General features: G+C 72.5%; 19 protein-coding genes and 3 pseudogenes. 18 read left to right on the top strand and 4 right to left on the bottom strand.

What is annotated here, in order from left to right:
• The first annotated feature begins 52 nt into the window (after positions 1–52).
• The gene (locus ACFY3N_RS04060; protein WP_390815072.1) at positions 53–1,126 is read left to right on the top strand and encodes an alkene reductase; all 1,074 of its coding nucleotides are present in this window, start codon (positions 53–55) and stop codon (positions 1,124–1,126) included.
• 227 nt (positions 1,127–1,353) lie between these two features.
• Positions 1,354–1,980 (top strand): annotated as a pseudogene (locus ACFY3N_RS04065) (hypothetical protein); the annotation flags it as partial.
• Here ACFY3N_RS04065 and ACFY3N_RS04070 read toward each other — a convergent pair.
• The 3 genes and pseudogenes from ACFY3N_RS04070 to ACFY3N_RS04080 all read right to left on the bottom strand — a co-directional run.
• Positions 1,940–2,168 (bottom strand): annotated as a pseudogene (locus ACFY3N_RS04070) (tyrosine-type recombinase/integrase); the annotation flags it as partial. The pseudogenes ACFY3N_RS04065 and ACFY3N_RS04070 overlap by 41 nt on opposite strands.
• 662 nt (positions 2,169–2,830) lie before the next feature.
• Positions 2,831–3,004: a DUF397 domain-containing protein gene (locus tag ACFY3N_RS04075; protein ID WP_390815073.1), complete on the bottom strand. Its 174-nt coding sequence runs from the start codon at positions 3,002–3,004 to the stop codon at positions 2,831–2,833.
• Between the two features lie 11 nt (positions 3,005–3,015).
• Positions 3,016–3,870 (bottom strand): helix-turn-helix domain-containing protein, encoded by an 855-nt coding sequence (locus tag ACFY3N_RS04080; RefSeq protein WP_390815074.1) that lies wholly within the window; start codon positions 3,868–3,870, stop codon positions 3,016–3,018.
• A gap of 226 nt (positions 3,871–4,096) precedes the next feature.
• Between ACFY3N_RS04080 and ACFY3N_RS04085 the strand changes: the two genes are divergently transcribed.
• From ACFY3N_RS04085 to ACFY3N_RS04125, 9 genes are all read left to right on the top strand, one after another.
• On the top strand, positions 4,097–4,567 hold the full coding sequence (locus ACFY3N_RS04085) for an ATP-binding protein (RefSeq protein WP_390815075.1): 471 nt from the start codon (positions 4,097–4,099) through the stop codon (positions 4,565–4,567).
• Between the two features lie 389 nt (positions 4,568–4,956).
• Positions 4,957–6,315: a nitrate/nitrite transporter gene (locus ACFY3N_RS04090; RefSeq protein WP_390815076.1), complete on the top strand. Its 1,359-nt coding sequence runs from the start codon at positions 4,957–4,959 to the stop codon at positions 6,313–6,315.
• Positions 6,316–6,434: 119 nt separating this feature from the next.
• Positions 6,435–7,589 (top strand): uroporphyrinogen-III synthase, encoded by a 1,155-nt coding sequence (locus tag ACFY3N_RS04095; protein ID WP_390815077.1) that lies wholly within the window; start codon positions 6,435–6,437, stop codon positions 7,587–7,589.
• A 290-nt stretch (positions 7,590–7,879) separates the two neighbouring features.
• Positions 7,880–8,473, top strand: coding sequence for a CGNR zinc finger domain-containing protein (locus ACFY3N_RS04100; RefSeq protein WP_390815078.1), 594 nt, complete (start codon positions 7,880–7,882; stop codon positions 8,471–8,473).
• A 277-nt stretch (positions 8,474–8,750) separates the two neighbouring features.
• Positions 8,751–9,335: a sigma-70 family RNA polymerase sigma factor gene (locus ACFY3N_RS04105; protein WP_030834383.1), complete on the top strand. Its 585-nt coding sequence runs from the start codon at positions 8,751–8,753 to the stop codon at positions 9,333–9,335.
• Between the two features lie 65 nt (positions 9,336–9,400).
• Complete coding sequence (locus tag ACFY3N_RS04110) at positions 9,401–10,162, top strand: anti-sigma factor family protein (protein ID WP_390815079.1); 762 nt, start codon at positions 9,401–9,403, stop codon at positions 10,160–10,162.
• A gap of 60 nt (positions 10,163–10,222) precedes the next feature.
• On the top strand, positions 10,223–12,520 hold the full coding sequence (locus tag ACFY3N_RS04115; protein WP_390815080.1) for a HelD family protein: 2,298 nt from the start codon (positions 10,223–10,225) through the stop codon (positions 12,518–12,520).
• Between the two features lie 385 nt (positions 12,521–12,905).
• A complete protein-coding gene (locus tag ACFY3N_RS04120; protein ID WP_390815081.1) occupies positions 12,906–14,324 on the top strand; it encodes an NAD-dependent malic enzyme in 1,419 nt (472 codons plus the stop codon).
• A gap of 336 nt (positions 14,325–14,660) precedes the next feature.
• A complete protein-coding gene (locus ACFY3N_RS04125; protein WP_004987462.1) occupies positions 14,661–14,942 on the top strand; it encodes an HU family DNA-binding protein in 282 nt (93 codons plus the stop codon).
• A gap of 155 nt (positions 14,943–15,097) precedes the next feature.
• On the opposite strand, the gene murA is transcribed toward ACFY3N_RS04125, so the two are convergent.
• Positions 15,098–16,444: a UDP-N-acetylglucosamine 1-carboxyvinyltransferase gene (gene murA, locus ACFY3N_RS04130; protein ID WP_390815082.1), complete on the bottom strand. Its 1,347-nt coding sequence runs from the start codon at positions 16,442–16,444 to the stop codon at positions 15,098–15,100.
• A gap of 310 nt (positions 16,445–16,754) precedes the next feature.
• On the opposite strand from murA, the gene ACFY3N_RS04135 reads away from it, so the two are divergent.
• From ACFY3N_RS04135 to ACFY3N_RS04165, 7 genes and pseudogenes are all read left to right on the top strand, one after another.
• Positions 16,755–17,327 (top strand): YqgE/AlgH family protein, encoded by a 573-nt coding sequence (locus ACFY3N_RS04135; protein ID WP_390815083.1) that lies wholly within the window; start codon positions 16,755–16,757, stop codon positions 17,325–17,327.
• Between the two features lie 30 nt (positions 17,328–17,357).
• Positions 17,358–17,639 (top strand): DUF3039 domain-containing protein, encoded by a 282-nt coding sequence (locus tag ACFY3N_RS04140; RefSeq protein ID WP_073931595.1) that lies wholly within the window; start codon positions 17,358–17,360, stop codon positions 17,637–17,639.
• Between the two features lie 344 nt (positions 17,640–17,983).
• Positions 17,984–18,872, top strand: a pseudogene (locus ACFY3N_RS04145) (carbohydrate ABC transporter permease).
• Position 18,873: 1 nt separating this feature from the next.
• A complete protein-coding gene (locus ACFY3N_RS04150) occupies positions 18,874–20,532 on the top strand; it encodes a beta-N-acetylhexosaminidase (RefSeq protein ID WP_390815084.1) in 1,659 nt (552 codons plus the stop codon).
• Between the two features lie 322 nt (positions 20,533–20,854).
• Positions 20,855–21,748: an FAD binding domain-containing protein gene (locus tag ACFY3N_RS04155; RefSeq protein WP_390815085.1), complete on the top strand. Its 894-nt coding sequence runs from the start codon at positions 20,855–20,857 to the stop codon at positions 21,746–21,748.
• Complete coding sequence (locus tag ACFY3N_RS04160) at positions 21,745–23,991, top strand: 2Fe-2S iron-sulfur cluster-binding protein (RefSeq protein ID WP_390815086.1); 2,247 nt, start codon at positions 21,745–21,747, stop codon at positions 23,989–23,991. The genes ACFY3N_RS04155 and ACFY3N_RS04160 overlap by 4 nt, the downstream gene beginning before the upstream one ends.
• Positions 23,988–26,294: a xanthine dehydrogenase family protein molybdopterin-binding subunit gene (locus ACFY3N_RS04165; protein ID WP_390815087.1), complete on the top strand. Its 2,307-nt coding sequence runs from the start codon at positions 23,988–23,990 to the stop codon at positions 26,292–26,294. The genes ACFY3N_RS04160 and ACFY3N_RS04165 overlap by 4 nt, the downstream gene beginning before the upstream one ends.
• Positions 26,295–26,464: the final 170 nt, after the last annotated feature.

The following is a 26,464-nucleotide window of genomic DNA, read 5'->3' on the forward strand; positions in this document are numbered from 1 at the left end:
ACGCCCCTCTTTTCTTCCATCTTTCTTTCTTTGTGACAGCAGGGAGATTCTCATGACGAACGCATTCGCCCCGGTCGATGTGGCCGGCCGGTCGCTGGCCAACCGCATCGTGATGGCGCCGATGACCCGCAGCCGGGCCTACGGGCCGGGCGCCACCGCGACCGACCTGATGGCGACCTACTACAGCCAGCGCGCGAGCGCCGGCCTCATCGTCACCGAAGGCGTACAGCCCTCGCCGGTCGGCCAGGGCTACCCCGACACGCCGGGTCTGCACTCGCCGGAACAGGTGGCCGCCTGGCGCAAGGTCACCGACGCCGTCCACGCCAAGGGCGGGGTGATCTTCGCGCAGTTGATGCACACCGGCCGCATCGGCCACCCCAGTCTCCTTCCCGCCGGTCTGCACCCCGTCGCGCCCTCACCCGTCGCCGCGAAGGGCCAGGTCTTCACCCACCAGGGGGCGGTGGACTTCGTCACCCCGCAGGAACTGGACGCCGAGGCCATCACCCGTACCGTCGCCGACTTCGCCGACGCAGCACGCAACGCGATCGCCGCCGGCTTCGACGGGGTCGAGATCCACGGCGCGAACGGCTACCTGATCCACCAGTTCCTCGCCCCCAACACCAACCGGCGCACTGATGGCTGGGGCGGTGGCGTCGCCGGCCGGGTCCGCTTCGCTCTGGAGGTGGCCGCCGCCGTCGCGGAAGCGATCGGTGGCCACCGCACCGGCTTCCGCATCTCGCCGGGAAACCCCTACAACGACATCGCCGAGACGGACGCGGCGGACGTGGAGGCCACCTACACCACCCTCGTCACCGAGCTCGGCGACCTGGACCTGGCCTACCTGCACATGATCGAAGGAGCCGACCGGGAACTGACCATCCGCCTGCGCAAGAGCTGGCCCTCGACGTTCGTCCTCAACCCGCTCACCCACCCCGAGCCCACCGGCCCGGACGCACTTGCCCTCATCCAGGACGGCACCGCGGACATGATCGCCTTCGGGGCACTGTTCCTCGCCAACCCCGACCTGCCCGCCCGCCTGGCCGCCCAGGGCCCCTACAACACACCGGACCCCGCCACCTTCTACGGCGGTGACCACCACGGCTACACCGACTACCCGCACCTGTAGGACGCACCCTCACCGCGGGACGGACTCTCGCTCCGGTCGGACGCTCGCACACTCCGGTCCACGTTTCGTCGTCCTCGTCCGGCTCCGGCCCGTCCGGGTCGCGCGGCGGGCGCGGGGCGCCGGCCGCCGGGGTGGAGGCGGTGAAGCCGTAGCGGCCGAGCGGGTGTTCAGGTCGTGGTGCCTGAGCGGGGAGAGCCGGGTGACGTCCTCCTCCCGGAGCCCGTGGCGATGTCACCTACTCGCCCTACGGCGAGGCCCTGCGCACGGTGTCCGGTTCCCAGCCCCACAGGGTGTGGACTACGGACTTCGTCGACCCGCACACTGGCCGGCTCGACGTGTCGAGCCCGGACACCTCGCTGGCCTCCACCCGGGCGGCCACCGCCCCCGACGCGGCCACGGTCTCCGCGGGAGGGACCGCCTACCGCCAGTCCTTCACCTACGACTGGCTCGGCAACCGCGCCGCCATGACCGAGCACGACCCGGCGAACGCCACGAAGAACGTCTCCTTCAAGTACGGCTACGGCACACCACAGCCGCACACCATGAAAGGGATCAGCTCCGACCCGGCAGGCGAGGACAGCAGCTACACGTACGACGGCACGAAGACGACGTACGTCTACGACACCGCCGGAAACCGCGTCCTGGAGAACTCACCGTCGGGCTCGACGCTCTACCTGGGCGGGACCGAGGTGACGGCCGACGCCGCCGGGGCGGTCGTCCGGGCGTCCCGCACCTACGGGCAGGCCGGCGCGCCGTCGGTGACCCGCACCGCGAGCAACGGCGCGACGACCGGTCACCGGCTCAGCGTGCTGCTCACCGACCACCTCGGCACAGCGGACACGGCGGTCTCCCTGTGGCGGTGGAGTGGCGGAGGTCGTGGAAGCGGATGCGGCGGAGGCCGGCCTTGCGGAGGAGTGTGGTGAAGGTGCGGGTGAGATTGGTCGGGTCGATCGGTCTGCCCTGCGCAGTGGCGAAGACGTGCCCTTTTCTGTTGCCACGTGCTGCCTGCCGCCTCGCGCTCACGTTGCTGCTGTTCGTGGTGGCGGCTTCACCGTCTGTGTCACGTCGCGAGGGGTGGCCTTTCGTCGTGCCGGCGGGGGACGTGTGCCGCTCTGGAGACGCGAGCATCTCGGCCCGCGGTGTTCACGGTCCGCTCATCTGAGTGCAGGAGTTGCATTCGGCGGCCGGATGCTCACACTTTTCGGCACGGTGAGAGGTCATGAGCCCTCGGGGAGATCGTGTCCCACCGGGTGATGCAGCCGGTCACGCACGTGGAATGTGCGGGTCACCGCCGCATCGGTGCGGTTCAAGGCCGTCGGCAGTGCTGCGACAGGCCGGTAGTGAGAGCGATGCCGGCACCGCCCACACCCCCGAAGCGGGACACGCTTTGCAAGGCGCAGCCCTCACCCGGCGCACCCCGACCACCGATCGCTCGCCGCTGAGCTCTCCTGTGTGTGCAGGCGAGGCGCGAGTGCGTAGCGCGAACACCGAGCGGCTTCGCCACCGGCCTCGCATCGCAAGCGTGCCTGGCCCCCGCTCCCCTTCCGGCCGCTCGCTTCTTCCCGCGTGCTGGAGCGAGCCGGGTCAAGGGTGGCCCGGAGGGCCGTCGCCGAAGGCGACGCGGAGTGGAGCGCAGCGGAACGCAGCGCCCTTGATGCGGGTCGTGGAAGCACGACACCGGCAAAGAAGCGAGTGGCCCGACGGTCACTTCGTGATGTGCGTGAGGAAGGCGAGCCAGGTGGAGGGGGAGAGGCCGAGGTGAGGGCCGGACGTGTTCTTCGAGTCGCGTATGAGGACGGTGGCAGGAGTGGTGGCTATCTCCACGCAGTTCGAACTGTCGCCACTGTGGGACGACTTGCGCCAGCGGATGGTGTGCACGGTGTTCCTTCTCAGGCTTCTCGGACGAGGCTGTGGATGAAGTCGCGGGACTCGGCGGGATCGAGTGCGCAGGACGTCATGTGGTCCAGCACGGCTCGGTACTTGGCCAACTGTGCCTCCGCGTCGAGGAATCCGCAGCCTCCGTGGTGCGTGTCCAGTTGGACCGTGTCGAGCTGCGGTACAGCGCCCGTGAGGTAGTCGAAGGACTGGCCGGTGCTCGGGAAGTAGGCCGTGCCGAATGGGATCACCCGGATGGTGACATGGGGCATCTCGCCCATGTCGAGCAGGTGCGTGAGCTGGCCGTGGGAGACGGAGGGGCCGCCGAAGCCCATGCGGAGCGCCGACTCGTGGATGATCGCCGAATAGGAGGGCGGATCCTCCCGGTGCAGGATGCCCTGCCGTTTGATGCGGTAGGTGAGGCGGTGCTCGATCTCGTACTGGCGCATGGGCGGCACCACGGCCCGGAAGAGGGCGCGGGCGTGATCGGTGGTCTGCAACAGCGCCGGAATGTGGATCACCAGGGCCACGCGTAGTGCGGTCGTGTGGTGTTCCAGCTCCGCCAGGTCGACCAGCGCGGCGGGCAGGTGTTCGCGGTACTCCTCCCACCAGCCCCGACGCCGGCGCCCGGTCATGGCGGCCAGCGCGTCGACCAGAGCCTGGTCGGAGCAGTCGTAGGCGGACGCCATCCCGCGTACGAGGTCGGCGCTCACAGGGCTGCGACCGGTCTCGATCATGCTCACACGCCCTTGGTTGACGCCCAGATGCTCGGCGGCCCGGGTCACCGTGAACCCCGCCTTCTCACGGAGTTTGCGCAGCTCGGCGCCCAGTCTCCGTTGCCGCAGCGTCGGATTGTTCGTGGGCGGCACGGCGTGTCCTTCCTCGCCGCGAAGCGGCTCTCATGTCCCTCACACGAGCTAATTGAAGATGTACCTCCAGTAGTTGGGAGATTTATCTTCCAGCTCGGCTCTATCGTAGCGATATCGCTCAGCCGCCGCGCTCGTAAGCCGGAAGCGCACCTACCAAGGCACTGCCACCGCCCGGCGCAGCCGTGAGTGCGAAAGCCACGTCCCCTCCAACTCCCCGGAGACAACCATGGTCACCGTAGCCCCGCCCCACCCCTGGACGTACGCCCTTCGCCTCCCCCATGACCCCCGCGCCGTACGCGTCGCACGGATGACGGTGCGGGCGGCGCTCGACGGGCACGGCAGACAGGACGCCCTCGACGTCGTGGAGTTGCTGGTGTCGGAGTTGGTCACCAACGCCTATCTGCACACCAAGGGGCCCGCCTCCCTGCGGCTCACGGGGCTGGGCGACGGCCGGCTGCGGGTCGGGGTGTGGGACAGCGACCCGTACGTTCCCGCCCCGTTCGACCGGTCCGGCGAGGACCCCGTCCCGCTCGCTCCGTCCGACGCCGAAACCGGGCGTGGGCTGCGTCTCGTGCGGGAGTACGCCGACTCCTGGGGCGGTTGGGCGCTCGGGGACGGCGTGCCGGGGCGGGGGGCCGGGAAGCTGCTGTGGTTCGAGGTGGGCGGGCGTGCCGCACTGCCCCTGTCGTGGAAGTGAACGGTGTGGCCAGGGGCGAGGGCGGATGAGCAACGGACAGCCCGGTCTTTACGGCGCCCCGCCCCAGGCCCCCCGGTCTTTACGGCCCCCCGCCCCAGGCCCCCGGCCTCTACGGCCCCCCGCCCCAGGCCCCCGGCCCCTGCGCCCAGCCCCCGCCCCCCTACGGGCACCCCGCCCAGCAGAACCCCCCACGGGCAGCCCCCGCGGCGCCAGAGCCTCACGGCACGGCACCCGGCCGGTGCCGGACACCTCTCATCCCGCCCCCGCCCGAGGTGAGAGCAACGTTCCCTACCGGTCACCGCCCGCCACAGTCATGAAACGCCCCCTCCCTACCTTCGGGATCAGCCCCTCGCGGCACCGCCCGCGCCCCGGAGAGCAGTGGAGGCCTCATGACAGCCCGCAGCGGCCGTTGGATCCAGCAGTGGGACCCGGAGGACGAGACCTTCTGGAACCGGACCGGAGAGAAGATCGCCCGGCGCAATCTGTTCTTCTCCGTGCTGTCCGAGCACATCGGCTTCTCGATCTGGACGATGTGGTCCGTGCTGGTGCTCTTCATGGGCCCGGAGTACGGACTCACCCCGGCCGACAAGTTCCTGCTGACGTCTATGGTCACGCTGGTCGGCGCCGTGGTCCGGGTCCCGTACACCTTCGCCGTCGCGATCTTCGGCGGGCGGAACTGGACGGTGATCAGCGCGGGACTGCTGCTCGTGCCCACCGTCGCCGCGTTCGCCGTGATGGAGCCGGGGACATCCTTCTCCACCTTCCTGCTGGTCGGCCTGCTGGCCGGGATCGGCGGCGGCAACTTCGCCTCCTCCATGACCAACATCAACGCCTTCTTCCCGCTCCGGAAGAAGGGCTGGGCGCTCGGTCTGAACGCCGGCGGCGGCAACATCGGCGTCCCGGTGATCCAGCTCGCCGCCCTGGCGATCATCGGCGCGAGCGGCGGACCGCGGGTGCTGCTCGGCATCTACATCCCGCTGATCGTCGTCGCCGCCGTGCTCGGCGCGCTGTACATGGACAACCTCGCCTCGGTGAAGAACGACACCGGTGCCGCCAAGGACGCCGTCAGGGAAGCGCACACCTGGATCATGTCCTTCCTCTACATCGGCACCTTCGGCTCGTTCATCGGCTACAGCTTCGCCTTCGGACAGGTGCTGCAGAACCAGTTCGACCGCACCCCGCTCGAGGCCGCGTACGTCACCTTCATCGGCCCGCTGCTCGGCTCCCTGATCCGCCCGGTGGGCGGCTCGCTCGCCGACCGGTACGGCGGGGCGAGGATCACGCTGTGGAACTTCGTCGCCATGGGCGCGGCGACCGCGGTGCTGATCGTCGCCTCCATGCAGAAGTCGCTCGCGCTGTTCACCGTCGCCTTCGTGGTGCTGTTCGTGCTGACCGGCCTGGGCAACGGGTCGACGTACAAGATGATCCCCGCCATCTTCCAGGCGAAGGCCCTGGCCAAGGGGCTCACGGGTGAGGAGGCGGCCGCGTACGGACGGCGGCTGTCCGGGGCGTCCATGGGGCTGATCGGCGCGGTGGGCGCGCTCGGCGGGGTCGGCATCAACCTGGCCTTCCGCCAGTCCTTCCTCTCCTACGGCTCCGGCACCGGAGCGTTCGTCGCCTTCCTCGCCTGCTACGCGGTCTGCTTCGCGGTCACCTGGGCGGTATACCTTCGCCGTCCGGCGGTCCGGCCGGCCGCCACGGACGCCGCCCCGGAGGAGAAGAAGCAGCTCAGCTACGCCGACGTATGACGTAACACTGGTGACATGAAGCCGAACCGAGCCTGTCATGGATCGTTGACAGGCTCGATCGGCATGGAGGTGGAGCCGCACCTCCCCGCGGTACACCGACTCGAGCCGGGACGAGAGCCATGTACGACGAACAAGAGCAGCCACCGGAACACGGGCCCCTCGCGGGGTTCACCGTCGGGGTGACCGCGGCGCGCCGGGCCGACGAGCTGGGCGCGCTGCTTGAGCGGCGCGGAGCGGCCGTGCTGCACGCCCCGGCCCTGCGGATCGTGCCGCTCGCCGACGACAGCGAACTGCTGGCCGCCACCAAGGACATCATCGGGCAGGCCCCGGACATCGCGGTCGCCACGACGGCGATCGGTTTCCGGGGGTGGGTGGAGGCCGCCGACGGCTGGGGGCTGGGCGAGGACCTGCTGGCACGGCTGCGCGGGGTGCGGATCCTGGCGCGCGGGCCCAAGGTGAAGGGCGCGATCCGGGCCGCCGGGCTGACCGAGGAGTGGTCGCCGGCGTCGGAGTCCCTGGCCGAGGTGCTCGACCGGCTCCTGGAGGAGGGCGTCGACGGACTGCGGATCGCCGTACAGCTGCACGGTGAGCCGCTGCCCGGGTTCGTGGAGTCGCTGCGGGCCGGGGGAGCGGAGGTGGTGGGGGTGCCGGTCTACCGCTGGCTGCCGCCGGAGGACCTCGGCCCCGTGGACCGCCTCATCGACGCCACCGTCGCCCGCACCCTGGACGCGGTCACCTTCACCAGCGCGCCCGCCGCCGCGTCCCTGCTGTCCCGGGCGGAGGGCCGTGGACTCCTCGACGACCTGCTCGCCGCGCTCGGCCACGACGTGCTGCCCGCCTGCGTCGGCCCGGTCACCGCGCTGCCGCTGCAGGCCCGCGGCATCGACACGGTGCAGCCCGAACGCTTCCGGCTCGGTCCGCTGGTCCAGCTGCTCTGCCGGGAACTGCCCGCCCGCGCCCGCGCGTTGCCCCTCGCCGGGCACCGGGTGGAGATCCGGGGGCACGCGGTCCTGGTGGACGGCGCGCTCCGACCCGTACCGCCGGCCGGGATGTCCCTGCTGCGGGCGCTGTCCCGGCGGCCCGGCTGGGTCGTCTCCCGTGCGGAGCTGCTGCGCGCCCTGCCGGGCGCGGGGCGCGACGAACACGCGGTGGAGACCGCCATGGCCCGCCTCCGCTCCGCCCTGGGCGCCCCGAAGCTGATCCAGACGGTCGTCAAGCGCGGCTACCGCCTCGCCCTGGACCCGGCGGCGGAGTCGAAGTACGGGGAGGACTGAGCGCGGCGGCCGCACGGCCGCCCGCCGGTGCCGGGTTCCGCCGTCGAGCCCTGCCGGCTCCCACCGCCCCACGGCGCCGTGCGCGCTTCCCGGGGGCCGTGAGCGGGAGGCGTCCCGGAGCACGCGCGTGACGCCGCGCGGCCCGGCCCTTCCGGGACGCAAGACGGGAGCCCGGCGACCGGCCCGGGGGGTTCCGGGGGCCGCGGCGGGCGGGCACTGTGGGAGGGAACGGTTTCCCGGATCGCTCACCGGCCCCCTCGCGCGGGGCCACCCTAGGCGGTGGCAGGAACATGACATTGGGTACGGTCACGGCCTCCCACGAGCTGCGGTTCGACACCGGGCGGATCTGCCTGGATCTGCTCGCGACCACCCATCCCGTGGAACGCCTCGGCTCCGTGGAGGTGCTGCGCGCCTGGATCACCGGCTCCGGGCTCGTGCCCGCGGACACCCCGCTGGCCCACGCCGACGCCTCCTGGCCGGCGGCCTTCCGCGAACTGCGCGGACGGCTCGCCCCGTTGGTGCGCGGCCGCCCGGTGCCCGGGGTCCCCTCGTACGACCTGGCACTCGCCCGGGTCAACGAACTGGCCCGCGCGGCGCCCCCGGTGCCCCGCGCGGTGCCCGGTGAGGACGGGGCGCTGGTGCGCCGCCTCGACGGCCCGCCCGGCCGCGCGGCGCTGCTCGCGGCCGTCGCGCGGGACGCGGTGGACCTGCTCACCGACCCCGTCGCACGCGCGGGCCTGCGGCAGTGCGAGGGCGACACCTGCCCGATCGTGTACCTCGACACCTCCCGGGGGCACCGGCGGCGCTGGTGCTCCAGCGAGATCTGCGGCAACCGGGAGCGCGTGGCCCGCCACCGCCGCCGCGCGGCGCTCGCCCGGGCCTGACCGGCTCCGGTGCGTCCCGCGCGGCCTCCGCGCGCCGACCGTGCGAGGACGCCGAAGTGACTCCGGTCACACGGCCGTTCGCCGCCCTCGCGCTGTGATGCGCATCACAGCCCTGTCGTTGTGCCGTAAATGTAAAGAAACGGCGGGGGGATTGTGGGCTCATGTCCCGGTCGTCACGTGACCTCGCAGAAAACCGTCCTCTCGCTTTGAACACCCAACACCCCGGGCCCGTACCGGTTGTCGAGCGACCGACGGGGGGATCCCCCGGACACCGGAGGTGGGCGTGCGCAAGGATGCGGCCGTGGCCAGGGAACGTGGAGCGAGGGCCCGACATCGCATGTCCTCACAGCCCTCGGAACCCGACGAGGAGCTGATGCGCGCGCTGTACCGCGAGCACGCCGGACCTCTGCTGGCCTACGTCCTGCGGCTGGTCGCCGGAGACCGGCAGCGCGCCGAGGACGTCGTCCAGGAAACGCTCATCCGTGCCTGGAAGAACGCCGGTCAGCTCAATCGGGCGACCGGTTCGGTACGCCCCTGGCTGGTGACGGTCGCCCGGCGCATCGTCATCGACGGCCACCGCAGCCGGCAGGCCCGGCCGCAGGAGGTCGATCCGTCGCCGCTGGAGGTCATCCCCGCGGAGGACGAGATCGACAAGGCGCTGTGGCTGATGACGCTGTCGGACGCGCTCGACGACCTGACCCCGGCGCACCGGGAGGTACTCGTCGAGACGTACTTCAAGGGGCGTACCGTCAATGAGGCGGCGCAGACACTCGGCATACCCAGCGGCACCGTCCGCTCCCGGGTCTTCTACGCCCTGCGGTCGATGAAGCTGGCTCTGGAGGAGCGGGGGGTGACGGCGTGACGAGGGTCTACGGGGGATACGGAGAGGGCGGTACGGGTATGTCTGGTCCCATGCAGGGATCACCGGTGCCGAACGAACACGAGACCGTCGGCGCCTACGCCCTCGGCATCCTCGACGACGCCGAAGCAACCGCTTTCGAGGCGCACCTCGCGACCTGCGAGTGGTGCGCCCAGCAGCTCGACGAACTCGCCGGCATGGAACCGATGCTGGCCGCGCTCGCGGACCTGCCCGGCACCGGGACGCCCGCGCTGGGCGAGTCGCTGTCCGCAAAGCCCTCCCCGCGCGTGGTGGAGAAGCTGGTCGACGAGGTGGCCGAGCGCCGCGCGAGGAAGCGCCGCCGCAACTTCTACATGGTGGCCGCCGCCGGCGCGCTGATCGTCAGCGGTCCGTTCGTGGCCGTCGCGGCCAGCGGCGGGAGCGACGAGGGGGGCGGCGGGAGCGGTACCGGCCAGACGCTCGCGGCCAACCCCGCCAAGGAGGCCTTCGACAAGAGCTCCGAGAAGATCATGGCGACCGATCCCGGCACCCAGGTGACCGCGACCGTGGCCCTGGAGGAGAAGCTCTGGGGCACCGAGATCGTCACGGAGCTGAAGAACGTCAAGGGCGAGCAGAAGTGCTCGCTGATCGCCGTCGGCAGGAACGGCGAGCGCGAGACCGTGAACTCCTGGTCCGTCCCCGCCGAGGGGTACGGACTGCCGGACGCCAGGACGGACAGGGCCAAGCAGCCGCTGTACGTCCAGGGCGGCGCCGCCTTCCAGCCGAACGAGATCGACCACTTCCAGGTCATGACCTTCGACGGAAAGCTGCTCGTCGAGGTCGACGCGTAGCCGACCGGGGCCCCCTTCGCGTACGGTTGACGGCTGCCCAGCACGTCAGAAGGGGGCCCGGTGGCCGCTCAGGCTCAACAGGAAACCGCGGTCGATCCGGTTCACGACTCCGTTCGCGACCGGGAGATCCGAGTCGAACAGGAACACCTCGACCGGGTGTACCGGCGCCTCGAGGAGAAGATCCACGAGGCCGAGTTCCTCATGCGCGACGCCGCCCTGCGCGGCCAGGTCGGCACGCCCGGCGCCCTCGCCGAGCGGGACGCCCAGGTCTTCCGGGCCGGCATCCACCTCAACCGGCTGAACAACGAGTACGAGGACTTCCTCTTCGGCCGGATCGACCTGCTGCTCGGCAAGGACGGCAAGAAGGGCCCCGACGGGGCGTACACCGCCGTCGAGCCCGCCGAGGGCGCCGTGCGCCCCGACAACACCGCCGACATCGCCGAGACCCTCCACATCGGCCGCATCGGCGTCCTGGACGAGGACTACGCCCCGCTGGTCATCGACTGGCGGGCGCCGGCCGCCGCCCCCTTCTACCGCTCCACCCCGGTCGACCCCGGCCGGGTCGTGCGGCGCCGCGTCATCCGCTCCAAGGGCCGCCGGGTCCGAAGCGTCGAGGACGACCTGATGCGCCCGGAGCTGACGGCGTCCCTGGACGGCCACGAGCTGCCCGTGATCGGCGACGGCGCCCTGATGGCCGCGCTCGGCCAGGCCCGTACGCACACCATGCGGGACATCGTGGCGTCCATCCAGGCCGAGCAGGACCTGGTGATCCGCGCCCCCGCCGCCTCCGTGACCTACGTCGAGGGCGGCCCCGGCACCGGCAAGACCGCCGTCGCCCTGCACCGCGCGGCCTACCTCCTCTACCAGGACCGGCGCCGGTACGCGGGCGGCATCCTCATCGTCTCGCCCACCCCGCTCCTCGTCGCCTACACCGAGGGCGTGCTGCCCTCCCTCGGCGAGGAGGGCCAGGTCGCCGTCCGCGCCATCGGCTCGCTGGTCGACGGCGCCGAGGCCACGCTGTACGACTCCCCGGCGGTGGCCCGCGCCAAGGGCTCGTACCGGATGCTGAAGGTGCTGCGGAAGGCCGCGCGCGGAGCACTGGAGCGACACGATTCACCACAGCGGCTGCGGGTCGTCGCCTTCGGCCGCCGCCTGGAACTGGAGGCGGAGGAGCTGGCGGACGTCCGCCGCACCGCCCTCGGCGGCACCGCCCCGGTCAACCTGCTGCGCCCCCGAGCCCGCAAGCTGCTCCTCGACGCCCTGTGGCGGCGCTCCGGCGCCGGGAACCGGCACACCGACCCGGAGCTGGCCGCGGAGCTGCGTGCCTCCTTCGACGAGGACGTCACCTCCGAGGACGACTTCACCGCCTTCCTCGACGCCTGGTGGCCCGAGCTGACCCCGGCCGCCGTCCTGGACACCATGGCGGACGAGCGGCGCCTCGGCCGCTGGGCCCGGCGGATCCTCAACCCGGGCGAGGTCCGCAGGGTCGCCCGCGCGCTGAAGCGGGACGGCCGCTCCGTGCACGACATCGCGATGCTCGACGAGCTCCAGGCGATCCTCGGCGCCCCGGCCCGCCCCCGCAGGAAGCGCGAGCTCGACCCGCTGGACCAGCTCACCGGCCTGGAGGAGCTGATGCCGGTGCGCGAGGAGACACAGCGCGAGCGGGCCGAGCGGCTCGCCCAGGAGCGCGTCGAGTACGCGCACGTCATCGTCGACGAGGCCCAGGACCTCACCCCGATGCAGTGGCGCATGGTCGGCCGCCGCGGCCGGCACGCCACCTGGACGGTCGTCGGCGACCCGGCCCAGTCCTCCTGGTCCGACCCCGACGAGGCCGCCCAGGCCCGTGACGAGGCCCTCGGCACCCGCCCGCGCCGCCGCTTCGAGCTGACCGTGAACTACCGCAACCCCGCGGAGATCGCCGAGCTGGCGTCGAAGGTGCTCGCCCTCGCCATGCCCGGATCGCAGTCGCCGAGGGCGGTGCGCTCCACCGGCGTCGAGCCGCGCTTCGCCGTCGCGGAGGGCGCGCTCGGGGAGACCGTGCGCGCGGAGGCGGCCCGGCTGCTGGAGCGGGTGGACGGCACCGTCGGCGTGGTCGTCGCCATGCAGCGCCGCGAGGAGGCCCGGCGCTGGCTCGACGGGCTCGGTGACCGCGTGGTGGCGCTCGGCAGCCTGGAGGCCAAGGGCCTGGAGTACGACGCGACGGTCGTCGTCTCCCCGGCGGAGATCGCCGACGAGTCCCCGGCCGGCCTGCGGGTCCTGTACGTCGCCCTGACCCGGGCCACCCAGCAGCTCACGGTGGTCTCGGCGGACCGCGACGAGCCGGACGCGGCCGGGGTGCCGGATCTGCTGAGGGACTGAGGGACTGGGGGCTGAGGAGCGCCCGGAAAAAACGGGTTGCGCCGCGGGAATGGTCTTACCGGATCCGTTTGTTAGCCTTGGTGTGGCACCGGCCCGATCCAAGCCCCCGGGCCCAACCTTAGTCGCTTCGAGCGACCACTTGCCGCGAGGCGAGCATGGCGGGTCGGTGTCACTCAAGCGCACGAGAGGCCCACGTCATTCCCCGGTGACGTGGGCCTCTTCCCTTGCCCGCTTCTCTCTCGTGGAGTGGAAGCCGTCTTCCGTCATGCGGTAGTCGTCGGTGAACAAAACGTCCGCAATCCGGGGCGGCTACCGCGTACTCAGGGGTAGGTGCGACGATCGGACGGCACATTCAGCGACACGGTAAAAGCAGAGGAAGTCGGCCATGGCAACGGCGCCCAGCGTCTCCTACTCGATGACGATCCGGCTGGAGGTGCCCGCGAGCGGAACCGCCGTATCGCAGCTCACCACCGCCGTGGAGTCCTCCGGAGGCTCGGTGACCGGCCTCGACGTCACCGCGTCCGGCCACGAGAAGCTCCGCATAGACGTCACCATCGCGGCCTCCTCCACCGCGCACGCCGACGAGATCGTCGAGGAGCTGCGCGGCATCGAGGGCGTCACCCTGGGCAAGGTCTCCGACCGTACGTTCCTGATGCACCTCGGCGGCAAGATCGAGATGGCGTCCAAGCACCCCATCCGCAACCGTGACGACCTGTCCATGGTCTACACGCCCGGCGTGGCCCGCGTGTGCATGGCGATCGCGGAGAACCCCGAGGACGCCCGCCGCCTGACCATCAAGCGCAACTCCGTTGCGGTCGTGACGGACGGCTCGGCCGTCCTGGGCCTCGGCAACATCGGCCCGAAGGCCGCGCTGCCGGTGATGGAGGGCAAGGCGGCCCTGTTCAAGCGGTTCGCCGGCATCGACGCCTGGCCGATCTGCCTGGACACCCAGGACACCGACGCGATCGTCGAGATCGTCAAGGCCATCGCGCCGGGCTTCGCCGGCATCAACCTGGAGGACATCTCCGCCCCCCGCTGCTTCGAGATCGAGGCGCGGCTGCGCGAGGCCCTCGACATCCCCGTCTTCCACGACGACCAGCACGGCACCGCGATCGTCGTCCTCGCGGCCCTGACCAACGCCCTGCGGGTCACCGGCAAGGCGATCGAGAACATCCGCGTCGTGATGTCCGGGGCCGGCGCCGCCGGGACGGCCATCCTGAAGCTGCTGCTCGCCGCCGGGGTGAAGAACGCCGTGGTGGCCGACATCCACGGCGTCGTGCACGCCGGCCGCGCCGACCTCGTCGACGCCGCCCCCGGCTCCGCGCTGCGCTGGATCGCCGACAACACCAACCACGAGAACCTCACCGGCACCCTGAAGGAGGCCGTGCGCGGCGCGGACGTCTTCATCGGCGTCTCCGCCCCGAACGTCCTCGACGGCACGGACGTGTCCGCGATGGCCGAGGACGCGATCGTGTTCGCGCTCGCGAACCCCGACCCCGAGGTCGACCCCGCGATCGCGCGCCGGACGGCGGCCGTCGTGGCCACCGGCCGCTCCGACTTCCCCAACCAGATCAACAACGTGCTGGTCTTCCCGGGCGTCTTCCGCGGCCTGCTGGACGCCCAGTCCCGCACCGTCAACACCGAGATGATGCTGGCCGCAGCCCAGGCCCTCGCCGACGTGGTCACCGAGGACGAGCTGAACCCGAACTACATCGTCCCCAGCGTCTTCAACGACAAGGTCGCCGGCGCCGTCGCCGGCGCGGTGCGCGAGGCGGCGAAGGCGGCGGGGACGCCGGCCCCCTAGGGAAACCCGGACGCCGAGAGGGCTGTGAGGATCACCACGGCCGGTTGGAACCGGCGCGTCGGGGCACCCGGAGATCCTGGCCGCCCTCTATGGTGGCGGCCGGGCCGTGGCGCTCTTCGTGTGACTCCCCGGGGTGTTCTCACGACTCCTGCGGGTGCCGGATTGGCATTACCGCCGCAGGTAGAGGCAGGATGCGTCCCTGGGCGCGTGGGTCTGACGAGGGACCCGGGTCCGGGGACCCACCGAGGAACCTGGCAGCATCGGCTTGGCCGTGCCCGACATGCGGCTCCGCCGCGTGGCACGCCTCAACGGCAAGAAGAACACGGGAGTAACAAAATGAACCGCAGTGAGCTGGTGGCCGCGCTGGCCGACCGCGCCGAGGTGACCCGCAAGGACGCCGACGCCGTGCTGGCCGCGTTCGCCGAGGTCGTCGGCGACATCGTCTCCAAGGGCGACGAGAAGGTCACCGTCCCCGGCTTCCTGACCTTCGAGCGCACCCACCGCGCCGCGCGCACCGCGCGCAACCCGCAGACCGGTGAGCCGATCCAGATTCCCGCGGGGTACAGCGTGAAGGTGTCGGCGGGCTCGAAGCTGAAGGAAGCCGCCAAGGGCAAGTAGCCTTGCTTTTTTAAGAGTGCCGTGGGCGACTGCGGGCCGGCCGTGGCCGGTCGCGCAGTTCCCCGCGCCCCTTCGGGGCGCTTTCACTCACGCCGATGGGGCGGTCACCCGGATTCCGGGTGACCGCCCCATCGGCGTGTGCGGGGAGGGTTCCGTCAGTCGAGCGCCTTGCCCGGGAGTTCGACCTTGGCGCCCAGTTCCACGAGCTTCTCCATGAAGTTCTCGTAGCCGCGGTTGATCAGGCCGATGCCGTGGACCCGGGAGGTGCCCTGGGCGGCGAGGGCGGCGATGAGGTAGGAGAAGCCGCCGCGCAGGTCGGGGATGACGAGGTCCGCGCCCTGGAGCTGCGTCGGGCCCGAGACGACCGCCGAGTGGAGGAAGTTGCGCTGGCCGAAGCGGCAGTCGGAGCCGCCCAGGCACTCGCGGTACAGCTGGATGTGCGCGCCCATCTGGTTGAGCGCGGAGGTGAAGCCGAGCCGGGACTCGTAGACCGTCTCGTGGACGATGGACAGGCCCGTCGCCTGGGTCAGCGCGACCACCAGCGGCTGCTGCCAGTCCGTCTGGAAGCCCGGGTGCACGTCCGTCTCCAGCGCGATGGACTTCAGCCGGCCGCCGGGGTGCCAGAAGCGGATGCCCTCGTCGTCGATCTCGAAGGCGCCGCCGACCTTCCGGTAGGTGTTCAGGAACGTCATCATCGAGCGCTGCTGGGCGCCGCGGACGTAGATGTTGCCCTCGGTCGCCAGTGCCGCGGACGCCCAGGAGGCGGCCTCCAGGCGGTCGGGCAGGGCGCGGTGGGTGTAACCGCCGAGCTTGTCCACACCGGTGACGCGGATCGTCCGGTCGGTGTCCATCGCGATGATCGCGCCCATCTTCTGCAGGACGCAGATCAGGTCCTCGATCTCCGGCTCCACCGCCGCGTTGGACAGGACGGTCACGCCCTCCGCGAGGACCGCCGTCAGCAGCACCTGCTCGGTCGCGCCGACCGAGGGGTACGGCAGCCGGATCTTGGTGCCGCGCAGGCGCTGCGGGGCCTCCAGGTACTGGCCGTCCGCCCGCTTCTCGATGGTCGCGCCGAACTGCCGCAGCACGTCGAAGTGGAAGTCGATGGGCCGGCCGCCGATGTCGCAGCCGCCGAGCCCCGGGATGAACGCGTGCCCGAGCCGGTGCAGCAGCGGGCCGCAGAACAGGATCGGGATCCGCGAGGACCCGGCGTGGGCATCGATGTCGGCGACGTTGGCGCTCTCCACGTACGTGGGGTCGAGCACCAGTTCGCCGGGCTCCTCGCCCGGACGGACCGTCACGCCGTGCAGTTGCAGCAGACCCCGTACGACCCGGACGTCACGGATGTCCGGGACGTTGCCCAGCCGGCTCGGTGCGCTGCCCAGCAGCGCGGCGACCATGGCCTTCGGCACGAGGTTCTTCGCACCGCGGACACGGATCTCGCCCTCCAGCGGGGTTCCGCCGTGGACAAGCAGTACGTCATCGACGTCGTTGACGGTCATGAATCTCGCGTTCCGTGGGGAGTGGGGCAGGGGGCAGAAGGGAAAGGGTAGTCGCCCCCGGCCCCCCTTCCGTAAGCCCGAGGAGGGCCGTGGAACGTCATGGGTCTGTCACAACACGGAGGGTTTGTGACCAGCCACCCCGGGTAACCGACCCCGCCGTGCGCCGGGTGTGCTCCGGTCCGCCCGCCCGTCTTCCGCCACCGCCCTCGAGCGGGCCCCCACCGGGCCGCTCCTGCGCATCGTGGCCGTGTTCACTCCCGTACCCCCGTTGCCTCCCCACGGGGGAGCGGGATGCGGGATCATGTCTGGCATGACCGAGGTGTCCTCGCTCACAGGGCGGCTGCTCGTGGCCACTCCCGCCCTGGCGGACCCGAACTTCGACCGTGCGGTGGTGCTCCTCCTCGACCACGACGAGGAGGGCTCCCTCGGTGTCGTCCTCAACCGTCCGACGCCGGTGGACGTGGGCGACATCCTGGAGGGCTGGGCGGACCTGGCCGGCGAACCGGGTGTCGTCTTCCAGGGCGGTCCGGTGTCGCTGGACTCGGCCCTCGGCGTCGCCGTCGTCCCGGGCGGGGCGGCCGGGGAGGCCGCGCCGCCGGGCTGGCGGAGGGTGCACGGCGCGATCGGGCTGGTCGATCTGGAGGCCCCGCCGGAACTGCTCGCCTCCGTCCTCGGCTCGCTGCGCATCTTCGCCGGATACGCCGGCTGGGGCCCCGGCCAGCTGGAGGACGAGCTGGCGGACGGCGCCTGGTACGTCGTGGAGTCGGAGCCCGGCGACGTCTCCTCCCCGGCCCCGGAGCGGCTCTGGCGCGAGGTGCTGCGCCGCCAGCGCAACGAGCTGGCGATGGTGGCCACGTATCCGGACGACCCTTCGCTCAACTGATGCGTGTGATCTTCAGTACCCTTGGCTGTTATGAGCACTCTTGAGCCCGAGCGCGGGACTGGTACGGGGACCCTCGTCGAGCCGACGCCGCAGACCTCCCACGGCGACGGTGACCACGAGCGCTTCGCCCACTACGTCCAGAAGGACAAGATCATGGCGAGCGCCCTCGACGGGACCCCCGTCGTGGCGCTGTGCGGCAAGGTGTGGGTGCCCGGTCGTGACCCGAAGAAGTACCCGGTGTGTCCCATGTGCAAGGAGATCTACGAGTCCATGGGCGCCGGCGGCGACGACAAGGGCAAGGGCGACAAGTAGCCCGTCCCCTCCTTCCGTCGGTCCGACCCTCTCGGGGCCCCCGGGTGCGCTTTGCGTGCCCTGGGGGCCTTTGTGCTGCCCGCGCGTTGCGCAGGGTGCGTCCTCGGGTCACCTGGTCTCTTGTGGGAAGGCCCCGGCGTTTGGGAAGGCCCCGGCGTTCACACCGGGGAGAACCGCATCCCACGCCCGGCGAGGACGATGTCGACGGCAGCCGCGGCGGCGACCGGCCGGGCGAAGAGTGGTTGAGACCTCTTGTGGCGTGGTTCGCCCAGTCCCTAGTCTTGGATGCGTTGCGCATAACACAATTTTTATTGCGCATGTTGCAACGCATTCGGGGGGACTTCATGAAGCTGTCCGTAACACTTGTGAGCCAGGGCGGCGAACCCCGGGTGAATCCCGTGCGCCGGTTCGTGCGGCGTCCGGGGAGGCCGGCGTCCGGGCCGGCGGCGCCGCTGGTCGCCGCCGTGGTGGCCTTCCCGCTGTACTCGACGGTGCCGAGCGCCTTCGAACCGGCCGGGGAGATCGAGTCGGCCGAGCCGCGCCCCTGGACGCTCGCGCCCACGCCGGACTCGTTCCGGCGGGTGTCCGGACAGCGGGAATTCGGCCGGTACTTACTCGACGGCGCCGTCGTCGCGGTCGCCGTGGTGATCGCCTCCGCACTGATCGCCTTTCTCGCCGCGACCGCCGTGACGCGATTCCGGTTCCGGCTGCGGACCACCTTGCCGATCATGTTTCCGGTGGCCCGGACGGTGCCCGTGGAGGCGCTGACCATCCCGTTGTTCTTCATCATGCGGGACTTCGGCCGGCTGAACACGCTCTGGTCGCTGATCCCGCCCCGCATCGCGTTCTCCCTGCCGTTCGCGATCCGGATGCCGAGGGGATTCGTGAAGGCCGTTCCCCGGGCGCTGGAGGGGGCGCCTGCATCGACGGGGCGAGCCGCGCGCGCTTTCGTGGCAGATCCTTTTCCCGTTCCTCCTGCCGGGCCTGGTGGCCGCCGGCGTGTTTTCCCTCATCTCCACCTGGAACGACTTCCTGTTCGCCAAGTCCTTCATCGTCAGCGACATCTCGCAGTCGACCCTGCCGATGGCGCCGCCGGTCTTCTGCGCACCCGACGAGCCGGACCGGGGCGGGGTTATGGCGGCGTCCACGGTGAGGACGATTCCGGTACTGGTCTTCTTCGTACTCGTGCAGCGGCGTCCGGTCTCCGGACCGGGTGGCGCGGTAAAGGACTGACGTGACTTCACTGACGGAACTGATTCCCGCGCCGCTGAGCGTGAGCACGTGGGGTGAGCGGGTCTTCGTCCTCGACGGGGACACGACACTGACCGCGGGGCCGGGCGTGGGCAGTGCCGAACGCTGGCTGCGCACGACCCTGCAGGCGGCCACCGGCCTGCCGCTGCGGGAGGGCGAGCCCGGCCCGCCCGGGCGGGCCGCGGAGAACGCGATCGAGCTGCGGCACGATCACCACCTCCCGCCCGGGGCGTACCGCGTCACCGTCCGTGACCACCGTGCGCTGATCGCGGGCGGTGACCCGGCCGGCGCCTTCGCCGGCGCGCAGACGCTCCGGCAGCTGCTCGGCCCCGACGCGTTCCGGCGGGCGCACCTCGGGCGCACCCGCTGGGAGCTGCCGGAAGCCGAGATCCAGGACCGGCCCCGGTTCCGCTGGCGCGGACTGATGCTCGACGTCGCCCGGCACTTCATGCCCAAGGAAGGCGTGCTGCGCTATCTCGACCTGATGGCGGCGCACAAACTCAACGTCCTCCACTTCCATCTGACGGACGACCAGGGCTGGCGCATCGAGATCCGGCGCTATCCGAAGCTCACCGGGACCGGCTCCTGGCGCGCCCGGACGAAAATCGGGCACCGCGCGTCACCGCTGTGGGACGACAGGCCGCACGGCGGTCACTACACCCAGGACGACATCCGCGAGATCGTCGCCTACGCCGCCGAGCGGCATATCTGCGTCGTCCCGGAAATCGACGTGCCCGGCCACTCGCAGGCCGCCATCGCCGCCTATCCGGAACTCGGCAACTCCGATGTCGTCGACACCGCCTCCCTGACCGTCTGGGACACCTGGGGGATCAATCCGAACGTACTCGCCCCCACCGACGACACCCTGCGGTTCTACGAAGGGGTCCTCGAGGAAGTCCTGGAACTCTTCCCCGCGGACGCCGGCCCGTTCTCGTCGTTCGTGCACATCGGCGGCGACGAATGCCCCAAGGAGCAGTGGCGCGCGTCGGACGCCGCGCAGAAACAGATCGGCGACCTCGGACTGGCCGACGAGGACGCGCTCCAGTCCTGGTTCATCGGTCACTTCGACACGTGGCTCGCCGCGCGGGGACGCCGGCTGATCGGCTGGGACGAGATCCTGGAGGGCGGCCTGGCTCCCGGCGCCGCGGTCTCCTCCTGGCGCGGCTACTCCGGCGGGGTCACCGCCGCCCGCGCGGGCCACGACGTGGTCATGTGCCCCCAGCAGCAGGTGTACCTGGACTACCGTCAGGACGCGGGCCCCGACGAGCCGGTGCCGATCGGGTACGTGCGCACCCTGGAGGACGTCTACCGCTTCGAGCCCGTGCCCGCGGAGCTGACGGGCGAGGAGGCCGCGCGGGTGCTGGGCACCCAGGCCAACGTGTGGACCGAGGTGATGGAGGACCAGGGGCGCGTCGACTACCAGACGTTCCCCCGGCTCGCCGCGCTCGCCGAGGTCGCCTGGAGCGACCTGCCCGCCCCCGCCGACCGGGACTTCGCCGACTTCGAACGGCGGATGGCCGCCCACTACCGGCGTCTGGACGCCCTCGGGGTCGCCTACCGGCCGCCCACCGGACCGCTGCCCTGGCAGAAGCGTCCGGGGGTCCTGGGGCGCCCGATCGACGGCCCGCCGCCGAACGGGTAGCCCGCCCGCCCAGGGCTCCCGGCACGCGGACGGCCCGCCCCGCGCCGGGAGCCCGAACGGGGTGCGCGCACCTGTTCGTCCCGCGTCGAACGGGTCATGCGAAACAGGTACAAGAGTCACCGAAGAGTGCCAATCCGAAACGCACCGGTGATGTGGGGCGAAAACCGCCATGTCCGGGGTGAAGTGGGCGAACGGCTCCTGGCGGGCCCCCGTCCTCGGCACCTGCCAAGATGTGCCAGAGTTGCCACGTCCGGCCTGTCAGCACGTACCGTACGGCAGCACAGGTGGGACCAGGTGGGGCAGCGGGAAGGGGCAGCCTGTTTTGAGCACGCACGCACCGCAGGCGGCGCAGGCCGTGACGCTGCCCACGACACTCGACGAGGCCGTGGCGGCCCTCACGGCGATGCCCGCCGCCGTGCCCGTCGCGGGCGGCACCGACCTGATGGCCGCCGTCAACTCCGGGCAGCTCAGGCCCGCCGCGCTGGTCGGCCTCGGCAGGATCAGCGAGATCCGCGGCTGGCAGTACCTGGACGGACACGCGCTGCTCGGCGCCGGTCTCACCCACGCGCGCATGGGCCGCCCCGACTTCGCCGCCCTCATCCCGGCGCTCGCCGCCTCCGCGCGTGCCGCCGGCCCGCCGCACATCCGCAACGCGGGCACCCTGGGCGGCAACATCGCCTCCGCCGCCCCCACCGGGGACGCGCTGCCGGTGCTGGCCGCGCTGGAGGCGACGCTGATCATCGCGGGCCCGGGCGGAGTCCGCCGCGAACTCCCGGTGTCGCACCTGCTGGCCGGGATGGACCTGCTGCGCCCCGGCGAACTCATCGGCTACGTGCGCGTGCCGCTGCTGCACGCCCCCCAGGTCTTCCTGAAGGCGACCGGCCGCACCGGCCCCGGCCGCGCGGTCGCCTCCGTCGCCCTGGTGCTCGACCCGGCCCGCCGCGGGGTGCGCTGCGCGGTGGGCGCCATAGCGCCGATGCCGCTGCGGCCCCTGGAGGCCGAGCAGTGGGTCGCGCAGCTCATCGACTGGGACAACAACCGCGCGATCGTGCCCGAGGCACTGAACGCGTTCGGGGAGTACGTCGCCGCGGCCTGCATCCCCGACGCCGCCCCCGGCGAGGACGGCACCGTCCCACCGCTTCCGCCCGCGGTACTGCACCTGCGGCGCACCGTCGCCGCACTGGCCCGACGAGCACTGGGGAGGGCGCTGTCGTGACCGACGACCAGCACGGACAGGGCACGCCCCCGGGCGGCAGCCGCTGGGACCCGCTGCCCCAGGGCGACTACGACGACGGCGCCACGGCCTTCGTGAACCTCCCCGAGGGCGGCATCGACGCCCTGCTGGACTCCATGGAGAGCCCGCTCGCCGCGCCCGGCCACGGTTACGTGCCGCCGCAGATCGCGGTCGACCCGGCCGCCGCCGCGGGCACCGACCCGGCGGCCGCCGGCTCCTGGGGAGTGCCCGGCGCGCCGGTCGACGGCGCCCAGTGGCACGACCCCGGGGCGGCCGCGGCACCGGGGGACCGGTTCACGTACGACCCCGGCGCGGCCGGACAGTGGACCTACGGGGAGCAGGCCCCGGAGAACCCGGCACCGGGACACGACGTCACCGGCCAGTGGTCGATCCCCGTGGCCGACGGCGATCTACCGGACGAGTCGGGCGAGTTCACCGCGTCCGCCCTGGTCGAGCAGTGGGGCGGCACCCCGCCGGCCACCCTCCCGGGCGGCGCCCCCGCCCCCTGGGCGCCCCCCCAGTCCATCGGCACCCCGTGGGGACCCGGGGTGCCCGGCGTCCCGCAGGACGGGGACCAGGAGCCGCGGGGCGGCGAACACGGCCCCGTGCAGGACCCGCGAGAGCCCGGCCCCCGGCCCCACACCGACGGCCCCGCGCTCCAGCAGCCGCCCGGCGCGGACACGTACGGCGGACAGCCCCTGCCCGCCGCCGGACCACTGCCGTACACCGGTCCCGGCAGTCACGGCGAGGGCCCCGCGGACCAGGACGTGTACGGCGGGACGCCGGCCCACGGCACGCCCGTGCAGCCGGCGGGGGAGCACGCGCCGGGGCAGTCGGACGCCGGTCCCGTGCCCGAACAGGCGCCGGGGCAGCCCGGAGCGGGCCTTCTGCCCGGCCAGGACGTGTACGGCGGGACGCCGGCCCACGGCACGCCCGTGCAGCCGGCCGGGGAGCACGTGCCGGGGCAGTCGGACGCCGGTCCCGTGCCCGGCCAGGACGTCTATGGCGGGACGCCGGCCCACGGCACGCCCGTGCAGCCGGCGGGGGAGCACGCGCCGGGGCAGTCGGACGCCGACGCCGTGCCGGAGTCCTCCGGCGTGCCCGCGCACGCCCCGGAGCACCACGGCGAGCCGGGCCGGGGCGACGGTCCCGTACCCGGGCAGCCGTCCGGGTACGACGGGCACGCAGGACCCGGGTCGGCCGGTGCGCCGCAGTCGTTCGCCGCCGAGGAGTACGCGGAGCCGCAGTGGCGGTCCGCGGCGGAGTCCGCCGAGGGCGCCCCGGCCGGACTCCGGGAACACCCGCACCCGGACGCCCCGGACGCCCAGGACGCCTCAGGGGCCGCTTCCGGGGCCGGTGAGGTCTCCGAGACCGCCGCGGACACCCACGGGGCCCCAGAGGCCGCCGAGGGCCCGCCGGAGCCCTCCACGGCCCCCGCCGAGCCCGCTCCGGAGACGGAACCGGCGGCGGGGTCTGCCGATACCGGCTCCCCGGAGACCGGGACGGCACCCGACGCCCCGGACGAACAGGGCGAACCGGGCGCATCGCACGTGGTGGACGACCCGCCGCCCCCGCACGACGACCACCCCCTCGCCTCCTACGTGCTCCGCGTCAACGGCACTGACCGGCCCGTCACCGACGCCTGGATCGGCGAGTCGCTGCTGTACGTGCTGCGCGAGCGGCTCGGTCTCGCCGGCGCCAAGGACGGCTGCTCCCAGGGCGAGTGCGGGGCCTGCAACGTGCAGGTCGACGGCCGGCTCGTGGCGTCCTGCCTGGTCCCGGCCGTCACCGCGGCCGGCAGCGAGGTCCGCACCGTCGAAGGACTGGCGCAGGACGGCCGGCCCTCCGACGTGCAGCGGGCGCTCGCCCGGTGCGGCGCCGTGCAGTGCGGCTTCTGCGTGCCGGGCATGGCGATGACCGTGCACGACCTCCTCGAGGGCAACCCGGCGCCCACCGAACTGGAGACCCGCCAGGCCTTGTGCGGCAACCTCTGCCGCTGCTCCGGCTACCGGGGCGTGGTGAACGCCGTCAAGGAGGTCGTCGCCGAACGCGAGGCGCACGCCGCGTCCGCCGAGGACGACTCCGACGGCGAGGCGGAACCGCCCCGCATCCCGCACCAGGCGGGCCCCGGCGCCGGCGGCGTCAACCCCTCGGCGTTCGGCGCCCCCGGACCCGACGAGCAGCCCCATGACCAGCCCTACGGCCCGGACGGAGGCCAGGCGTGACCAACGAAGCAGCCACCGCGCAGGCCACGGAGGCCGCTCCCGAGCCGGAGCCGGTCCCGCACGGACTCGGCGGCTCCCTCCCGGCCGCCGACGCCCGCGCCAAGACCGAGGGCACCTTCCCGTACGCCGCCGACCTGTGGGCCGAGGGCCTGCTGTGGGCGGCCGTGCTGCGCTCGCCGCACCCGCACGCGCGCATCGTGTCCATCGACACCACGCACGCGCGCGAGATGCCCGGCGTCCACGCGGTGGTCACGCACGAGGACGTCCCCGGCGACCCGGTGCACGGCCGCGGCACGGCCGACCGCCCGGTCTTCGCCTCCGAGGTCGTGCGCCACCACGGCGAGCCCATCGCGGCCGTCGCCGCCGACCACCCGGACACCGCGCGGATGGCCGCCGCCGCCGTCATCGTCGAGTACGAGGTGCTCGACCCGGTGACCGACCCCGAGCAGGCGTTCGAGGCCGAACCGCTGCACCCCGACGGCAACCTGATCCGGCACATCCCGCTGCGCCACGGCGACCCCGAAGCGGCCGGCGACGTCGTCGTCGAGGGCCTGTACCGCATCGGCCGCCAGGACCCCGCCCCCATCGGCGCCGAGGCCGGTCTCGCCGTGCCCCGCCCGGACGGCGGCGTCGAGCTGTACCTGGCCTCCACCGACCCGCACGGCGACCGGGACACCGCCGCCGCGGTCCTCGGCCTGACACCCGAACGGGTGAAGGTCGTCGTCACCGGCGTGCCCGGCGCCACCGCCGACCGCGAGGACCGCGGCTTCCAGCTCCCGCTCGGCCTGCTGGCGCTGCGGACCGGCTGCCCGGTGAAACTCGCCGCCACGCGCGAGGAGTCCTTCCTCGGCCACACCCACCGGCACCCCACGCTGCTGCGCTACCGCCACCACGCCGACGCCGAGGGCAGACTGGTGAAGGTCGAGGCGCAGATCCTGCTCGACGCGGGTGCCTACGCCGACACCTCCTCCGACGCCCTCGCCGCCGCCGTCGCCTTCGCCTGCGGTCCGTACGTCGTCCCCAACGCCTTCATCGAGGGCTGGGCCGTGCGCACCAACAACCCGCCCTCCGGCCACGTGCGCGGCGAGGGCGCGATGCAGGTGTGCGCCGCCCACGAGGCGCAGATGGACAAGCTGGCCAAGAAGCTCGGCGTCGACCCGGCGGAGCTGCGCCTGCGCAACGTGATGGCCACCGGCGACGTGCTGCCCACCGGCCAGACCGTGACCTGCCCGGCCCCGGTCGCCGAACTCCTCGAGGCGGTACGGGACTTCCCGCTGCCGCCGCTGCCCAAGGACACCCCCGAGGACGAGTGGCTGCTGCCCGGCGGCCCCGAGGGCGCGGGTGAACCGGGCGCGGTGCGCCGGGGCGTGGGCTACGGCCTCGGCATGGTGCACATGCTCGGCGCGGAGGGCGCGGACGAGGTGTCCACGGCCACCGTGCGGGTCCAGGGCGGCGTGGCGACGGTGCTGTGCGCGGCCGTGGAGAGCGGCCAGGGCTTCTCCACCCTGGCCCGGCAGATCGTCCAGGAGATTCTCGGCGTCGACGAGGTGCACGTGGCGCCCGTCGACACCGACCAGCCCTCGGCCGGCCCGGGCTGCCGGGGCCGGCACACCTGGGTGTCGGGCGGTGCGGTGGAGCGCGCGGCGAAGATGGTCCGCACCCAGCTCCTCCAGCCCCTCGCGCACAAGTTCGGCATGTCCACCGAGCTGCTCCAGATCACCGACGGCAAGATCACCTCGTACGACGGCGTGCTCTCCACGACCGTGACCGAGGAGCTGCACGGCAAGGAGCTGTGGGCCACCGCCCAGTGCCGTCCGCACCCGACGGAGCCGCTGGACGGGTCCGGCCAGGGCGACGCCTTCGTCGGCATGGCCTTCTGCGCGATCCGCGCGGTGGTCGACGTCGACATCGAGCTCGGCTCGGTACGGGTCGTGGAGCTGGCGGTCGCCCAGGACGTGGGCCGGGTGCTGAACCCGGCGCAGCTGGCCGCCCGGATCGAGGCGGGCGTGACCCAGGGGCTGGGCGCCGCGCTCACCGAGAACCTGCGCACGCCGCGCGGACTGGTCCGCCACCCCGACCTGACCGGGTACGCCCTGCCGACGGCGCTGGACGCCCCGGACATCCACATCGTGAAGCTGGTCGAGGAGCGGGACGTGGTCGCGCCGTTCGGAGCGAAGGCGGCCAGCGCGGTGCCGGTGGTGACCTCGCCGGCGGCGATCGCCTCCGCCGTACGGGCCGCCACGGGCCGCCCGGTGAACCGCCTGCCGATCCGTCCGCAGGCCGCGGTGGTGACCGGCGGCTGAGCCCCGTTCCGGGTGATTCCCGGGGAACCCGGAGAAAAAGCAACGCAAACGGTTGCCCGGGCGTCTTCAGTGACGGGGCGTCGGATCCGCCGCCCTCGGTCCGGGGGCGTTGTCAGTGGTGCCGCGTAGTGTGCCGAGCAGTGGGGGACGGCCGCCGGGTCCGGAAGGGC

Source organism: Streptomyces sp. NPDC000348, assembly GCF_042898795.1.
Lineage (GTDB): Bacteria > Actinomycetota > Actinomycetes > Streptomycetales > Streptomycetaceae > Streptomyces.

Bases quoted from the DNA above. Each gene is read 5' to 3' on its own strand.
- ACFY3N_RS04060 (WP_390815072.1), top strand. From the start codon at position 53: ATGACGAACGCATTCGCCCCGGTCGATGTGGCCGGCCGGTCGCTGGCC.
- ACFY3N_RS04085 (WP_390815075.1), top strand. From the start codon at position 4,097: ATGGTCACCGTAGCCCCGCCCCACCCCTGGACGTACGCCCTTCGCCTC.
- ACFY3N_RS04090 (WP_390815076.1), top strand. From the start codon at position 4,957: ATGACAGCCCGCAGCGGCCGTTGGATCCAGCAGTGGGACCCGGAGGAC.
- ACFY3N_RS04095 (WP_390815077.1), top strand. From the start codon at position 6,435: ATGTACGACGAACAAGAGCAGCCACCGGAACACGGGCCCCTCGCGGGG.
- ACFY3N_RS04100 (WP_390815078.1), top strand. From the start codon at position 7,880: ATGACATTGGGTACGGTCACGGCCTCCCACGAGCTGCGGTTCGACACC.
- ACFY3N_RS04120 (WP_390815081.1), top strand. From the start codon at position 12,906: ATGGCAACGGCGCCCAGCGTCTCCTACTCGATGACGATCCGGCTGGAG.
- ACFY3N_RS04125 (WP_004987462.1), top strand. From the start codon at position 14,661: ATGAACCGCAGTGAGCTGGTGGCCGCGCTGGCCGACCGCGCCGAGGTG.
- murA (WP_390815082.1), bottom strand. From the start codon at position 16,444: ATGACCGTCAACGACGTCGATGACGTACTGCTTGTCCACGGCGGAACC.
- ACFY3N_RS04135 (WP_390815083.1), top strand. From the start codon at position 16,755: ATGACCGAGGTGTCCTCGCTCACAGGGCGGCTGCTCGTGGCCACTCCC.
- ACFY3N_RS04140 (WP_073931595.1), top strand. From the start codon at position 17,358: ATGAGCACTCTTGAGCCCGAGCGCGGGACTGGTACGGGGACCCTCGTC.